14 protein-coding genes are annotated in these 15,811 nt (G+C 48.3%); 5 read left to right on the top strand and 9 right to left on the bottom strand.

Going from position 1 to position 15,811, the window contains the following annotated elements:
- Positions 1–53: 53 nt before the first annotated feature.
- A complete protein-coding gene (locus E4N65_RS01180; protein ID WP_253673656.1) occupies positions 54–794 on the bottom strand; it encodes a head GIN domain-containing protein in 741 nt (246 codons plus the stop codon).
- Positions 795–979: 185 nt separating this feature from the next.
- Here E4N65_RS01180 and E4N65_RS01175 point away from each other — a divergent pair, with 185 nt between their 5' ends.
- The 3 genes from E4N65_RS01175 (at position 980) to E4N65_RS01165 (ending at position 4,407) form a co-directional block, all read left to right on the top strand.
- A complete protein-coding gene (locus E4N65_RS01175; RefSeq protein ID WP_253673655.1) occupies positions 980–1,561 on the top strand; it encodes a TetR/AcrR family transcriptional regulator in 582 nt (193 codons plus the stop codon).
- Positions 1,562–1,827: 266 nt separating this feature from the next.
- Positions 1,828–3,195, top strand: a complete 1,368-nt coding sequence (locus E4N65_RS01170; protein WP_253673653.1) for an alpha-amylase family glycosyl hydrolase — start codon at positions 1,828–1,830, stop codon at positions 3,193–3,195.
- A 24-nt stretch (positions 3,196–3,219) separates the two neighbouring features.
- On the top strand, positions 3,220–4,407 hold the full coding sequence (locus E4N65_RS01165; protein ID WP_253673651.1) for an MFS transporter: 1,188 nt from the start codon (positions 3,220–3,222) through the stop codon (positions 4,405–4,407).
- Here the strand turns inward: E4N65_RS01165 and E4N65_RS01160 are convergent.
- Both E4N65_RS01160 and E4N65_RS01155 read right to left on the bottom strand, forming a co-directional pair.
- Positions 4,391–5,755, bottom strand: a complete 1,365-nt coding sequence (locus tag E4N65_RS01160) for a TldD/PmbA family protein (RefSeq protein ID WP_253673650.1) — start codon at positions 5,753–5,755, stop codon at positions 4,391–4,393. The genes E4N65_RS01165 and E4N65_RS01160 overlap by 17 nt on opposite strands.
- The gene (locus tag E4N65_RS01155) at positions 5,752–7,197 is read right to left on the bottom strand and encodes a TldD/PmbA family protein (RefSeq protein ID WP_253673649.1); all 1,446 of its coding nucleotides are present in this window, start codon (positions 7,195–7,197) and stop codon (positions 5,752–5,754) included. Before E4N65_RS01155 ends, E4N65_RS01160 begins: the two co-directional genes overlap by 4 nt.
- Before the next feature lie 152 nt (positions 7,198–7,349).
- Between E4N65_RS01155 and E4N65_RS01150 the strand changes: the two genes are divergently transcribed.
- Positions 7,350–8,111 carry an alpha/beta hydrolase gene (locus E4N65_RS01150; protein WP_253673648.1) on the top strand — a complete coding sequence of 254 codons (762 nt, stop codon included), beginning with the start codon at positions 7,350–7,352 and terminating at the stop codon, positions 8,109–8,111.
- A gap of 154 nt (positions 8,112–8,265) precedes the next feature.
- On the opposite strand, the gene fabZ is transcribed toward E4N65_RS01150, so the two are convergent.
- The 6 genes from fabZ to E4N65_RS01120 all read right to left on the bottom strand — a co-directional run bounded on the left by fabZ (position 8,266) and on the right by E4N65_RS01120 (position 14,408).
- Complete coding sequence (gene fabZ / locus E4N65_RS01145; protein WP_016522437.1) at positions 8,266–8,688, bottom strand: 3-hydroxyacyl-ACP dehydratase FabZ; 423 nt, start codon at positions 8,686–8,688, stop codon at positions 8,266–8,268.
- Between the two features lie 110 nt (positions 8,689–8,798).
- Entirely contained in the window at positions 8,799–10,046 is a 1,248-nt protein-coding gene (gene fabF / locus E4N65_RS01140; RefSeq protein WP_044014000.1) for a beta-ketoacyl-ACP synthase II, read from the bottom strand.
- 16 nt (positions 10,047–10,062) lie between these two features.
- Entirely contained in the window at positions 10,063–10,809 is a 747-nt protein-coding gene (gene fabG / locus E4N65_RS01135; RefSeq protein WP_253673647.1) for a 3-oxoacyl-ACP reductase FabG, read from the bottom strand.
- A gap of 9 nt (positions 10,810–10,818) precedes the next feature.
- Positions 10,819–11,787: an ACP S-malonyltransferase gene (locus E4N65_RS01130; RefSeq protein ID WP_253674859.1), complete on the bottom strand. Its 969-nt coding sequence runs from the start codon at positions 11,785–11,787 to the stop codon at positions 10,819–10,821.
- A 51-nt stretch (positions 11,788–11,838) separates the two neighbouring features.
- Positions 11,839–12,792 carry a beta-ketoacyl-ACP synthase III gene (locus E4N65_RS01125; protein WP_253673646.1) on the bottom strand — a complete coding sequence of 318 codons (954 nt, stop codon included), beginning with the start codon at positions 12,790–12,792 and terminating at the stop codon, positions 11,839–11,841.
- A 422-nt stretch (positions 12,793–13,214) separates the two neighbouring features.
- A complete protein-coding gene (locus E4N65_RS01120; RefSeq protein ID WP_253673645.1) occupies positions 13,215–14,408 on the bottom strand; it encodes a DEAD/DEAH box helicase in 1,194 nt (397 codons plus the stop codon).
- A gap of 223 nt (positions 14,409–14,631) precedes the next feature.
- Here E4N65_RS01120 and E4N65_RS01115 point away from each other — a divergent pair, with 223 nt between their 5' ends.
- Positions 14,632–15,759: a glycosyltransferase family 4 protein gene (locus E4N65_RS01115; protein WP_253673644.1), complete on the top strand. Its 1,128-nt coding sequence runs from the start codon at positions 14,632–14,634 to the stop codon at positions 15,757–15,759.
- Positions 15,760–15,811: the final 52 nt, after the last annotated feature.

Genomic DNA, 15,811 nt, shown 5'->3' with positions numbered 1-15,811 from the left:
TGAGCCTCAGTTGTTTTCATTTCAGTCTCTTTTTCGTCCCTTTGCTGCGAACCCTATAGAGGATATATGCTGCCCGAACCGGATATTCGGCGGTCAATCATAAGAGGATTGCCTTTATAACCGACCGAACCTGAACCGCTGATATCGGCTCGTAAAAACGTCGTAACCCATACTTTTGCAGAACCGGAGCCGGAAATGGAAATATCGGCATCTTCGGTTTCCAGACGAGTCGTTTTTATATTGCCGGAACCGGAAATACTGCCCTCTAAACTTTGAGCTTTCCCTGTTGCTCCAAAAGAACCCGAACCGGATATGTTCAGCTTTAATTTTTTTACGGTAATATCACGTGCAACAACATCACCGGATCCGGAAACAACTACCGACATCGTACGTCCGGGTATATTGAATGATGAAACGGTACCGGTAAGCGAACCGGAGGCTGTTAATTGTATTAAGACCGGCATGGTAATAATAGCTTTGCAGTTCGAGCACCCGATAACATATCCGTGCTGAAAGCCGATATGCAAGATATTATTAGAAACATCTACATATAAATAGTTGAAGAGATTTTCATCAGCATCAATGGTAACGGAAAAAGTTTCACTCTGTCGTATATCGACCATCCAATCGCCACTGATGGAAACGGAATCAAAATTACTTCGAGAAAAGCTTTCCGTTTTCAACGTTCCATTTCCACGGACACGACCATTAACTACGATAAAGCAGCTGCTGGCGGTAAACAGAAGCAATGCGGTAAGGGCAATGCATACAATACTGATTTTTATTTTATTCATAAAAAAATCCTATTATGATAAATTTCTTGTCTGCAGAATACTTTAAGACAAAAACCGTGTTAACGCAACAGGGTAAACGCATCAGACCATTTTTTAACAATCCTGCAGAATAGGGGATAGACTTTCCGTTAGGTATTGACAATTCATATACCGCTCGGTATATTATATACCAGTCGGTATATAATATGAATAGTACAACAAACGATAACAGCAGAGATGAAATTCTCAACACAGCCATTCGTCTTTTTTCTCAAAAAGGATATGAGGGAGTTGGTGTACAGGAAATTTGTGATAACGCCGGTATTACAAAACCGACCCTGTACTATTTTTTCAAAAGCAAGCAGGGACTCTTACAGGCAATAGCGGATACCAAAGGCGCGGAGCTATTGCAGCGTTTGGGTGATGCGGCGGTGTATGAGCACGATTTTCTTAAAAGTCTGACACGCATTCTGACCGCAGTAATCGATTTTGCAGTTGAAAATCCGGATTTTTTTAATCTGCACAGCGTACTCTTAAATGCTCCCGGTAATGCGGAAACCGAGGCAGTCTACGCACCGTTAAAACAGCGTTTTGATTCGGTATTTGCAGCATTTTTTATAAAATCCGCAAACGAGTTCGGCAATATGCGCGGGAAAGAGAAGCTGTACTCAATCTTGTTCCACAATAATGTCATTTCAGTAGCTCTGCTGTGTGTGCAGCACAAACTGCCTAGAGATGATCAAACGATTTATCGGATTGTGCATAGTTTTGTCTACGGCGTCGCTTAACCTTTTGAAAATATACGACGCATCTACTGCGTCGTACGCTGAAAATAAATGCTCAACGTATCAAAGATACGCCTGCGCTTTATTTTCAGCTAGCTCCTTGTATCTACATCGTCTCTTTTCAAAAGGCTTACGGAAAGGATTGTAGGGGCGGCGAAGCCGTTCCGGAGGAATGGAGCCGAAAGGCGGAACCCCGAAAAGCCTGGTTTTTGCTGGAAGCAAAAAGCCGCCCAAAACTAAAAAAATTAAAACAAATAACGGAGGGGGCTATGGCTCAAGTTTTTTCAGATAAGGTTTTTTATCATATTTATGCGCTGGGGATGGGGAATTGTCCTAAGCGGAATGACTTTGCGTGTCCGGCGGGGGATTTTTTTGAAAAATTGGCGGGGCGGTTGGATGAGATTCGGGCGTTGGGGTGTAATGCGCTGCTGATTGGGCCGGTGTTTGAGTCAACGGCGCATGGGTATGATACGGTGGATTATTATCATGTGGAGCGCCGGCTGGGGAATAATGAGCGTTTTAAGGAGTTTTGCCGGCTGTGCCATGAGAAGGGCTTTGCGGTGGTGCTGGATGCGGTGTTTAATCATACGGGGCGGGATTTTTTTGCGTTTAAGGATATTCAGCGGCATGGGGACGGCAGCGCCTATAAGGATTGGTATGTCAATCTTGATTTTTCCCGGCGGAGTGCGCAGGGGGATTGCTTTGAGTATGAAGGCTGGGCTGGCTGCAAGGATTTGGTTAAGCTGAATGGTGATAGCGGCGCAGTGCAGGAGCATCTTTTTGGTGCGGTAAAAATGTGGATTGAAGAATTCGGCATAGACGGACTCAGGCTTGATGCGGCGGATGTGTTAAGCAAAAACTTCCTGGATGCGCTGGGGGCTTTTTGCCGAAGTATTAAGCCTGATTTTTGGCTGATGGGTGAGGTGGTGCATGGCGACTATGCCGAATGGACGCGGAACAACAGGCTTGATTCGGTAACAAATTATCAAATTTACAAAGCGCTCTGGTCGTGTTTGAATGATCAGAATATGTATGAGCTTTTGTATAATTTGGACAGGGAATACAATAGCGAACGAGGGATGTACAGGGAGAGTGCATTGTACAACTTTGTGGACAACCACGATGTAAACCGCGCGGTCAGTGTGCTCAACAAGCCGGAGCAGCATATTCATCTTTTGTACGGACTGCTTTTTACCATTCCCGGTATTCCATCCATTTACTACGGCAGTGAGTACGGCATCAGAGGGGTGCGGAGCCATAATTGCGATTATGAACTGCGTCCGCCGCTTCCGCCGTTCGGGGCGCTTCCGGATTTTACTGCCCCCGGTTTTGATGCAGGGTTTATCCGCACCTCGATTACAACATTTGCAAAGATACGCGAACAACATCCCGCCTTACAGCGCGGTTCGTACCGGCAGGAGTTTATTGCAAACCGGCAATTCGGCTTTTGGCGCGAGTGCAACGAAGAACAACTATTGATTATCGCCAATTCCGATTTTGCTCAGGGCTTTGTTTCGCTGCATACCATCCCGACGGGTGAGTATGAGAGCCTGACGGATGGAAGAGTCTATCATTCCGATACGTTAAAAGGCCTGCAAATGCCTCCGTGTTCGATACTGATATTGCGCAAGAAGTGATCAAGGCAGTATACTGAAAAAATTATGATACATATATTGCTCGCAATCATTTACGCAGCGTTTATCAGTCTTGGACTGCCGGATGCTCTGTTAGGTTCCGCATGGCCGGCGATGTATCGGGAGCTTTCTGTCCCTGTGTCCTATTCCGGTGCTATTTTTATGATTATTGCAGGCGGAACTATTGTTTCCAGCCTCCAAAGCGACCGGTTGACAAAGATTTTCGGTGCGGGAAAAGTAACGGCATTCAGTGTTTTGATAACAGCAGCGGCACTCTTCGGTTTTTCGGTCAGCCATTCCTATAGTGCACTGTGCCTGTGGGCGATACCATACGGACTCGGTGCCGGAAGTGTTGATGCATCCCTCAACAATTATGTAGCAGTGCATTATGCCAGCAGGCACATGAGCTGGCTGCACTGTATGTGGGGGATAGGCGCCTCAATAGGTCCGTACATTATGGGCGCTGTTCTGACCGGCGGTCAGCCGTGGAATATGGGCTATCGATATATTGCGGTGCTACAAACCTGCTTAACCGCCGTACTACTGGTGAGTCTGCCGCTTTGGAATAAGCAACCAAAAACAGACGGCACTACGGATGAGGATGTAAAAGCGCCACCGCTCCCCCTCAGACAGGTAATTGCCATTCCCGGTGCAAAAGAAATTATGCTTACCTTTTTCTGTTACTGTGCTGTAGAGCAAACCGCAAATTTATGGACAAGCAGTTATCTGGTTTTACACCGAGGGCTTCCGGAAAAAGAGGCCGCAGGACTCGCCAGCCTCTTTTTTATCGGTATTACTGCGGGGAGATTTTTGAGCGGATTTTTAACCTTCAAATTAACCGATACGCAAATGATCCGGCTTGGACAAAGCGGCATCGGCGCAGGTGTTGTGCTGCTGTTCCTTTCGTTCGGAAAAACAACGGTACTGCCCCTGCTCGGGTTAGGGCTTATCGGCTTGGGGTGTGCACCGATTTATCCTTCGATTATCCATGCGACACCTGCACAATTCGGAAAAGATAAGTCTCAAGCGATGATCGGGGTACAGATGGCGTCCGCGTATGCCGGAACCTGTCTGATGCCGCCGATCTTCGGGTTGGTTGCAAATCATATCGGTGTCGCATTGATGCCGCTCTATTTGGCGGTGATTTTAATTGTGATGATCTTTATGCACGAAAAAATGCTCACCAAAACGGCAACTTCTACAGCGTGCAGTTAAAATCCTTAACCAAGATACCGGGCAAGAGGCATCCGCCTACTGCGCGCTCTTCGTAGGTACTTGTTTCTACAAAGAGTTTCCGTTCTTTGGTGAGCGCAAGGAGATTCGCGCCGAACATATTGTACAGCGATTCATCCCAGCGCATATCCGCAATGGGGGCTGTAACTTTTCCGTTTTCCACCCAGAGACAGGCAAAGCGGGTCATTCCCGTTACGCGGGCAGTCGCCGGATCGCTCCAGTTAAGGTAGTGGAAGTTCGAAATGTAGATGCCGGTTCCCAGTTCTTTGAGTACATCCGCTTCGGCGAGCGTCCCCGCCCCGATAGCTGCGGAACGGAATCTTTCACTTGAATCGGCGCCGTTTGCCTTTATACCGTACTGTTTTTCCGAGCGGGAACTCACGATGGTATGAATGAGCTTTCCTTTTTCGATAACGGTTAGTTTTTCGGGAGCGGATTCTCCTTCACTATTAAACGACGGTTCTACACCGATGGAAAAATCTTGCGTCAAATTAAAGGAATCGGCAAAATGCTCCCGCCCTTCTTTTAATGCAAGATAGGCGCTTTCACCCTGCTGCATTCCCCGCTCTCCGAAGCCGTTCCACGAGAAAAACTCTACAACATCAACCAACGCATCCGCAGCGATAAAAACACGATATTTGCCCGGCTCGATTTTTTTCGGTTCAAGCGCAAGCACCTGCAAACTCTGCCGCGCATCGGCGATGCGTTTTTCGTATTCTGCCTGCTGCCAGTCGCGCCCTGCGTACAAGCCTTTTACCGCACGTCCGTTTTTCAGCCAAATCGAATAGTCGAGCGTAAAGGTCTTTGTTTGGAACCAGTGCCGCGCACCGGCCGTATTGGCAGCCCCGCGGCATATCATCCCTTGCGAAAAAAGCCCGGCAAAATCCAAATCCGACACACGCTCAAGCAGCGTCTTTTCTATTATCTCTTGCGGAAGCAGCGCACCGTCATAGATTGTTTCGGAATCGTCGCTTGCAGTGGGAATAGACTGATAGGGGTCTTCGGGAAGCTGCGCGATAATACTGCGTGCATTCTCCAACGCTGCAGCAAGTGTTTCCTTATCTTGTTCAAGCTGGCTGCTCAACCCTTGTGCAAAACGATAGGTTTTCTTGTTTTTATAGAGAGTAATCGAAATTGCCGCCTGTTTCACAAAACCGTTTTGCCGCACCTTAGCGTGATTCATCCGCAGGAAGTAAGTGTCCTCCGCGTCGTAGCTTAGAGACGCTTGTTCAGTGGGCAACAGCTCATCGAAGAAAAAGTCTGCAAGAGACTCAAAATGCCATTTAAAATCGGAATCCATTTCACACATCATTTCTTGATCACAACTCATTTTCCGCCTCCAAATACTTCAACATCGCTGAATGCGCATACGGGACTTGCGTGCCCTACCCGTATCACCTGATTCGGTTCGCCCTTGCCGCAATTCGGGGTGCCGAACACCTCGAAGGTGCTTTCGTCGCCGACTGCGCAGAGGCTGTTCCAAAAGTATCGTGAAATGCCGCGGTAGTTCGGGTCGCGGACGGTTTTTGTCAGTTTGCCGTTTTCGATTAGCTTGGCGTACTCGCAGCCGAATTGAAATTTATTGCGGTAATCGTCGATCGACCATGAACGGTTGGAGAACATCAGAATGCCGTTTTCGATTGAGGCGATGATGGAGTCGAAGCTGCTCGTTCCCGCTTCGAGGTTGAGGTTTGCCATCCGGTCGATGGGCGGACGGTTCCATGAACAGGCGCGCTGGTTTGCAACGCCCCGGAGTCCCGACCGTTTTTGACTTTCCAAACTACCGAGCACCCGTATCAAAATGCCGTCTTTAATGAGGTATTCTTTTACCGCAGCGTTGCCGATATCGTCCGCCCCGTAGCTTGCCAGCTCCTGCGCGATGGTCGGGTCAAATGCGACGTTCATCAGCGGGGAACCGTAGCGGAAGTTGCCGATATCTTCCGGTGTGATAAAACTGCCGCCTGCATAGTTGCGCTCGTCGCCGAGGATGCGGTCTATTTCCAGCGCGTGCCCGACGCTTTCATGGATTTGCAGCATCATCTGGTCGGGCATCAGCACGAGCGTCCGCTTACCGTTGGGGCACGGCTCGGCAGTCAACAGCTCGACTGCTTCCGTGCCTGCCTTACGAGCCTTTTCAAGCAGCGCCGCAGGATTGAACAGTTCCCGTCCGCCCTGATAAGTGAGCGCAGAACGTCCGTGCGCACTCCGCTGCTGGATAACATCTCCTTCCCGTGCAACGGCATTCATGCTGATACCGCCGAACCGAACGGTTTGCCGGATATCGGCTCCGTTGGTAGAAACCATTTCGGTTTCGCAGATACCCGTTTCGCAGGAAGCGGCGGTCTGAATAATCTTTGAAGAAACCTTTGCGGCATCGCAGATGCTGCACAAAAGCTCCACCGTTTCGGCGGCGGGAATCCCGCTTAATTTTTCACGCTTTGTGGCATAGCGTACCTGCGCGGCGGGGCGCATCGTTTGGTCAAAACGGTGGATGCCGTAAGGCTGCGCTGCCAGTGCCGCCGCAAAAGCCCGCTCCGCAGCACGCTTGATACCGCCGCTGCTCAAATCGGCTGTCGCCGCATAGCTAAACGTTCCCTTGTACAGCACCTCCAGCATAACTCCCTCGTCGGAGCCGCCGGCCGCCTCGTCAAATTTACCGTCGATAGCGGAAAACCCAGTCAGATAGTTGGTAACCCGCCGTAACCCGATCCACTCGGCCTGCGGAATAGCGTCCTTCGCTTCCGTTAAAAGCCGGTGTATATTCACTTTCATAAAAAACTCCTTCCGGTGCAGTAAACCTGTTCGAAAACGCAGTTATCGAATATCTCTAGTATAGCATAAAACGGCAATAACCGCATCAATTTTCTATTTACAAAAGGCAGATAAGGGGGTATTGTTTATATGCAAAATAATAGGAGCTTCAGATGTTTTATGATAATAATCCGGCAAAAATAAATCGGTTCACCAAACCTCATTTCTTTCAGGGCGGGGATAAAGCCATTTTGTTGATACACGGGTATACGGGCTCTCCGCGGGAAATGCTGTGGCTCGGTACACAACTGCATAAGGCGGGATACACCGTATCGATCCCGCGCCTGCCGGGGCATGGAACAAACAAAGAGGACTTTATCGCAAGTTCGTGGAAGGATTGGCTGCGGCGTGTGTATGACGAATATCTCAATTTATCCGAAGCATATCAGACGGTATATGTCGGCGGGCTTTCGATGGGGGGCGTGTTGACTGCGCTCCTCGCGGCAAAATTCCAACCTGAAAAAATATTCCTTTGTGCGCCCGCATTTATGGCCGCCGACTCGCGGATCAAACTGACACCGTACTTAAAATATTTTATACAGACCATTCCAACGGAAGGGAAAACATTTTATAAAGAACCCGAATATTATGATTGTGTTAAAAATTATTGCAATTATGATTACGTCGGCAAGGCCGCGGACTTGTACAAACTGCAGAAGATGGCTATTCAGCAGCTTCCGAATATCCGGTCAAAGGTAATAACCGTTTTATCAAAATCGGATCAGTCGGTACCGTTTAAGGAAAAAGAACTTATCGACCGGCTGCTCAGGGCGCCGAATGAGTATGTTATCTTGGAAGAAAGCAGTCATATTGTTACCGACGATGTCGAGCGTGAACTGGTAGCGCAGCGTATTATCGACTTTTTGAACAGATAACTGATAACGTATTTTGCTCATTTCCGTGAGCTGTTTGTAAATAGCTTATTGAATAGAACTGTCCAAAAACTTCAGCTTTTGGACAGTTCCTGCTACTGCTTATACCCGCGGACATCCTGTCAGAGTAGGTGTGCCGTATATTTTAAAAAGGAAACTAGGCCTTTCCCACCAAACACATCCACTCCGCTTCCGCAGCGACAGCATCACCGTTATAGATTTTACCGGATTGCTTAATCATCTGGGATGAAACCCGCAAATTTTTTACCTCGATGCGTACCGTATCTCCCGGGCGTACCTGTGCACGAAGCTTTACCTTATCGATAGTCGCCAAAAAGAACAGCGCACCTGTTTCAAACTTGCCCATAGAACTCAGTGCGGCGCCGCCTGCCTGAGCCATTGTTTCTACCAACACAACGCCGGGCACTACCGGATATTCGGGGAAATGTCCTTTAAAAAAGAACTCTTCCGGCTTAAAGGTATACCGGCTTTCGCTACCTTCATCATCGGCACGGATAATTTCATCGACAAACAAAAACGGCTTCCGGTGCGGAAGCAAGGCTTCAATATCTTTTGTCATCGTTTTCTCCTTCTTCTAAATAAATAGCGCGAAATTTTATCTAAAATTTCGCGCATCTCAAAAGGAAGGCAACCGCTTGAAATATTCCTAATGCGGTTGCCCATTTTTTCCTATTTTACTTTTTTGAACACTAACACGCCGTTGTGGCCGCCGAAACCGAGCGAACCGGATGCGGCGCAATCGATCGTGCAGGAAACGCCTTTTTGCGGCAGGTAATTCAGATCGCACCCTGCTTCCAAATCAGGTTCCGTTAAGTTCACGGTGGGGGGACAGAAGCCTTCTTCAATTGCTTTTACGCAGATAATTGCTTCCAACGCGCCGGCAGCTCCCAAACAGTGTCCAATCATCGACTTTGTTGAAGAGATTTTCAGGTTATATGCATGTTGCCCGAACGCTTTTTTAATCATCGCGGTTTCGGAGGGGTCGTTAATCGGGGTTGATGTTCCGTGCGCGTTATAGTACTGCACATCTTCCGGTTTTACCCCTGCGTCTTCCAAGGCCTTCGTCATCGCCAAAGCTCCGTTGACACCGGAAGGGTCGGGGCTGGTCAGGTGATATGCGTCGGAGGAGCCGCCGTAGCCTGCAAGTTCTGCATATATCTTTGCACCGCGCTTCTTTGCATGTTCGTATTCTTCAAGAATGAGGATACCTGCGCCTTCCCCCATCACAAAACCCGTTCGCTTTTTATCAAAGGGACAGCAGGCTTTGTGCGGTTCATCATTATAATCCGACGCGAGCGTTTGCAGTACGCTGAATGCATTGATACCGAACCCTGTAATTGCGGCCTCGGTTCCTCCTGCAAGGCACATATCCATTCTACCCGAGCGGATTAAATCGAGGGCATTGCCCAAAGCGTCGGTACTGGAAGCACAAGCGGTCGTAATTGTCCACGAAACGCCGTGTAGTCCGAAATGCATACTGACGTTGCCTGCTGCCTCGTTCGGAATGAGCAGCGGAATAGCGAGAGGCGGTATCCGCGAGTGCCCCGCTTCAAAGTATTTTTTGAACGAACTTTCATGGATTTCAAAACCGCCGATACCGTTTCCAATCATCACGCCGGTACGGTCGCCCTCTATCGTTTCTTTTGAAAGTCCTGCATCCGCTACTGCCTGTACCGCTGCCGCCACTGCAAGCTGCGAAAATCGCGCCATTTTACGGGCATCCTTTTTATCCATAAATACGGTAGGATCAAACGCTTTACATTCAGCCGCAATTCTTACCCTATCATCTCCTGGGTCATAGTTGACGGTAATCTTCTCGATTCCGCAGCGGCCTGCTTTTATTCCTTCCCATGTTTCCGCAACCGTATTTCCCAAAGCGGAAACGGCGCCAAGCCCGGTAATTACAACTCTTCTCATTCTTTTCTCCTTATGATTAGGCACCCATACCGCCGTCTACGCCGAGTACCTGCGCGGTAATATACACGGATAAATCGGATGCTAAAAAGACAGCCGCATTTGCAACATCACGCGGCGTTCCTCCGCGCTTTAAGGGAATAGCGGTTTCTATCCAATTCTTCCGCATATCTTCCGGTAATGACGATGTCATATCCGTTTCGATATAGCCGGGCGCAATCGCATTGACACGCACCCCTCTGCTGCCGATCTCTTTTGCAAGGCTTTTGGTCATACCGATTAAGCCTGCCTTACTTGCCGCATAGTTAACCTGTCCGCCTTGTCCGTGTAGACCGACGATACTAGCCATATTAATAATGGAACCTTCCCGCTTCCGCAACATATCGGAAGAGACGATTTGCGATGTTAAAAAAGCCCCGGTCAAATTGACGCGCAATACAGCGTCCCAGTCCTCCTGCGGCATACGGAACGACAGCCCGTCCCGCGTAATCCCCGCGTTGTTGACTAAAATATGGAATCCACCGGATTGCTTGAGTGCCTCTTTTACCGTAACGGTCAGTTCCTCGGCATTTCCGCAGTCGGTGTATATCTCGTGAAATACGCTGTTGTGCTGTGCAGCGAATGCTTCCATTTCCGCCTTTCCTTGAGAGGGCTTTGTACAGAGCCCCCATACCTCAGCTCCTTCTTCGAGAAACCTGCGGACTATTTCTTTCCCGATTCCGCGTGAAGAACCGGTTACCAATGCTTTCTTCCCTTGTAATAACATATAAACCTCTTATGAACGGCTGCCGTCTATCACAGCCGATAATTGTTCAGCGGTACCGGTGGGGCGGCAGTTTCCTGCACAGCCGCTGTCCCGCCACAGATTGCAGAGCGTCATGCCCGGCCCTATTTCCAACAGTGTAGCCGCATTTGCCAGCGCAGCGATTTCCCGCTCTTCCTCAAGCCAGCGCACAGGACGCGTTAGGTGCAGTACGGCGTTTTTTTTCGCTTCTTCGCCGGTTAAAAGCCGCTTTCCGGTAACATTTGAAAAAATCGGAATAACGGGATCATTGAACGCAACATCCTGCAGCACTGCGGAAAATTCTTCGGCTGCACCGCGCATCAGCGGCGAATGGAACGGCCCTGCAACCGCAAGCCGGATAAAGCGTTTTGCTCCCGCTTCCTTGCAGAGTTTTTCTGCGACATCAAGCCCTTCGGCTGTTCCCGATACAACGGTCTGCATCGGACTATTCAAATTTGCTGCAAAGACAATCCCCGTCGCAGGATCGGAATACGGTTTCAAAACTTCGACAATCCGCTCAGGATCAAGTTTGAGTACCGCCGCCATACCGCACCCGCTGCCGGACGCTTTACTCTGCCCATCAAGTTTTTCGCAGTATTTCTGCATGATTTTTCCGCGCAAAGTTACCAGCTTTGTCATCGTTACAAGGTCCAAGACCTTTGCGGCATACAACGCTGAAAATTCACCTAGGCTGAACCCCGCGGCGGCAGCCGGCGTAATACCGTGTTCTCGCAAGACGGTAATAATTGCAGCCTGCATCGCGGTGATTGCAATCTGGCTCCGGTCGCTGCGTGCAAGTTCTTCCGGTTCCGTGTTCCACAAGAAAGACGCGATATCCTCTCCCGAAGCCTTGCTCATCTCATCGATGACAGCGCGAGCAGACGGGTATTCCTTACAAATATCTTCAGCCATTCCCTTAAACTGAGAACCCTGTCCCGAAAACAAAAAAATGTATTCCATCATTTTCCTTCTATGACTATGGTTATAGTAATCTTAAAATTATATTAGACATTAGAACCGGATAATAGCGCCGCCCCATGTCAGACCCGCGCCGAAACCGGTAATCAGTATGGTCATACCTTCATGCAGTTTTCCTTGTTCCATCAGCTCGGTAAGGGTGATGGGGATGGACGCTGCCGAGGTATTTCCGTAGTTTTCAAGATTACGGACAAATTTGCCGAAGTCGATTTTAAGCCGTTTGGATGCGGCTTCCAGTATCCGCTCGTTCGCCTGATGGCATACGATTAAATCAAGATCGTCGGCTTTCAAGTGTTCCTTTGCAAGCAGCGTTTTCACCGTTTCGGTAATATGACTGACAGCAAAATCGTATACAGCCCTGCCGTTCATGTGTACACGGCGGTCGGGCGAAATATAGAGCTTATCAGCCCCCGTTCCGTCAGCACCCAGTATGGTAGCGCCGATGCCCAGTCCGGAAGGCTCAAATGTGTTCTCAAGCAACGCAGCGCCCGCACCGTCACCGAATAAGACGCACGTGGAACGGTCTGTCCAGTCCATAATACGGCTAAGCACCTCCGCCCCGCACACAAGTGCAAATCTCCAATGGTGCCGTTCCATCATACTTGCCGCCGTGTCCAGCGCGTAGATAAAGCCGGAACACCCTGCCGTTAGGTCAAAGCAAACCGAATGCACTGCTTGCAATTTATTTTGAATAAGGCAGGCATTTGACGGGGAACCCGGAAAATCGGGTGTTGCCGTGCCGCAAATAATAAGGTCGATTTTGTCTGTCGTTACAGGCTCGGAAGTCTTACTGTTTTTAAGCGCTTCCGTACATGCCTGATATGCCAGCGATGCGCTCGTTTCATCTGCTCCGGCAATCCGGCGTGAGCTGATTCCGGTGTGACTCTTGATCCACTCATCCGATGTGTCGAGCTCCGGCGGAAAATCGGTATTTTTCATCTCTTTTAAGGGAAGGGCTTTACCCAATCCCTGAATAACAATAGCCATATTTTATCTCCAGTAATAAATTAAGAAAAAACTTGCAACTGTATCTAACGCAGATTGCGTTACGTATTTCGATACAGTCTATATTAGACTAGTATATTTGTTAATTTTTCCCTGTCAACCTTCCCCTTTTGCAAATATACGGCACATCTATCATTAAAAGTGTACATCCGTGTACACTTTTAATGGCGAGTTTCGCACAAGCGAAACATCGCTGCTGGTTAATACGAGCGGCATCCGTGCCGCTACTGAAAATCCTCAACGTATCAATACGTCCATGGATGTCCGGTGTGATAACCAGTAGCGAGATTTTGGCTATGCACAAATCTCGTCGTTGTACAGTTGTGCACGGACGTACAACTGTGCAGCAGGCTATTTTCAAAAGGCTTACGGAAGGCAATATACTGGAATAGCCAATTCCATATCTATGCATTTTCTGCAGCAGACTCGATTTTTCCGTTAGTGAGAATTTTGGGATATACCGTTATTCCCAGTTTTTTTTCGATGCCTTGTAAAATACGCAGCTCGTACTCATCTCCGATAATGATGTTAATGCCTTTTCTTCCTGCCCTTCCGGTACGTCCGGCGCGGTGTATAAAGACATCGGCATCCTTTGAAAGCTGCATCTGCACGATGTAGTCAATATCGGCAATATCGAGTCCGCGCGCGGACAAATCGCTGGTAATCAATATCCGTGTTTTGCCCGATCTAAACCGTGCGATAATTTGTTTTCGTTCGGAACCTTCGAGTTTACCATATAACGGCACGGCATCGATTTTTTTATATTGCAGCTTTTGCGCGAGGGTTTCGACTTCCTGTGCAGGAGCAGTAAAAATAAGGATTTTTTTTCTGCCGTCCAATGCTGTACTGTCCAACGCATGGATCAGCGCACGCAAGGTATCGGCTTTGCTCCGACGCTCGCTAAAAAGCGCCCAATGTTCGATGGAGTTTTGAAGCACTCCCGTATGAGCAATCGAAACATATTCCGGCACTGTAGTAGTTTTTGAACGCCGCAAAAAGCTGTTAAGTAGCTCAATATTTTTTCCATTAAATGTTGCCGAACAAGCAAGCGCCTGCACATCCTGCGGCAGCGCACTAAGAACGACTTGCAGCGCATCTCTGCTTTCCCGCGCAAGCTGCCGATCTGCTTCATCAATTACTACAGCTTCTATTTCTTGCAGTTTGAGTTTCTTTAGCCCGATTAAATCGGAAATGCGCGCCGGTGTTCCGATGATGACGGCAGGCTTTTCTTTTAAGCCGTCTATCTGCCGTTTTAGTGAGCTGCCGCCGACACAGAGCAGTGTCTTAAAACATTTAGTATCAGTCCCTTGCAGCTGTGCAGCAGCTTCTTTAATTTGAGATGCAAGTTCTACCGTAGGGCTTAAAATAAGAATACGCGGAGCGGTTGTCTTTTTCTCATCCCGCATCAGCCGAGTTAGAAGCGGCAGCAAAAAGGCAAAGGTTTTACCCGTGCCGGTTTCAGATTCAAAAAAGACGCTTTTACCTTCTAAGGCGAGCGGTATCACTTTTTCTTGAATAGGAGTCGGTTGTATAATCCCGCCGGCGGCAAGTATTTCAACAAAAGGTTTGTACAGCGGCAAATCCAAAAAGTCAGTCATGTGGCAAGGATAGCATATTGTTACGGTAAATGCTATAATCGTGAAAATATCCAGCAGAGCAGTCTCACCGGATGTTTTATATAACCCCGCAGAATAATCGAGGCTGTTCAACCAGAACTGAACCTCTTCGAGGTTCAGTTAGTCTCACAGCCTCGATTATTCTGCGATTTTGATTTATTTATCCGGTGAGACTGCTCTAAGATACTTAAAAAAGAGGTTTCCTTTGAAAATAGGAATTGATACGCTCGGATGCGATCACGGCAGATCGGGAATCGGAGCCTACATTCTTTCATTAGTCCATAATTTGCCCAAAACCGAACACAGCATTCAGCTTTTCGGCCACGAATTGGATAAATATACCTATACATCGGGTGTTGAAGGGGTTAAGTACACCTGCGTTTCCGTCGGAGATTCTGCTTTTGCGGAGCAGACTTGGCATCGCCTTTCTTTTAATATCTTTGCCCGTAAGCAGCAATATGATATTGTCGTATTGCCGTCGGGGACAAAACTCCTGCCCATGCGTTTTGAAGTACCGGCAGTGCTTGTTATGCAAAATATCCTTACGGATAATGCTCAAGGATATTTAAAAAACTTATCGTCTTTTGTTTCCAAGTTAACGCTTAAATCCGTCAAGGGAATCATCAGCCCCAGCAACTATATCAAGAACAATCTACTTAAAAACGGCATTGCGGAAGATAAAATACGCGTTATACACAATGGAATCGATACCGATCTGTTTCACCCGCATAATCTGCAAGCGCAGGAAGCGCTGATGATTAAGCCCTTTGCCATTCGGCGTCCGTATATCATTTATGCGTCACGGATTATTCATCCGGAAAAGCGGCATATCGAGCTGATTAATGCTTTTTCCATCTTTAAGCAAAAAACAAAGGCGCCGCATCGGCTGGTGATTGCGGGTGCGGACGGCGAACAGGCAGAACAGGTGCATCAGGCTGTCCTTCGCTCTCCCTTTGCATCGGATATCTTGCTCACCGGATATTTCCCGCACGAGAATCTTCCGCTGCTCTATTCTGCTGCCGACCTATGTGTGTTTCCTTCTCCCGTCGAAGGCGTCGGCTTGCCGGTAATCGAAGCGATGGCATGCGGTATTCCGACAGCCTGTGTCCGTGCAGGGGCATTGCCGGAAATTGCAGGCGACTGCACTTGTTATTTTGAACCCGATAAGCCGGAAGAAATTGCCTCAGTCATCGGCAGCCTCATCAACGATAGCGCCGGTGCAAATAAAGAACGGCGGCAAAAACTAATCGATGCCGGAATAGAATGGGTAAAGCAATACAGCTGGAAAAAGACAGCCGAAGAGACGCTTGCTTATTTGGAAACAATCAGATGATTGAAGATAATTGATAGTAACCTTGACATATTCAAAGAAAATTCGATATACT

The organism is Treponema sp. OMZ 855 (assembly GCF_024181145.1).
GTDB lineage: Bacteria > Spirochaetota > Spirochaetia > Treponematales > Treponemataceae > Treponema.
Note: the sequence above shows the minus strand (reverse complement) of the source record. Positions and strands in the feature narration are given on the sequence as shown.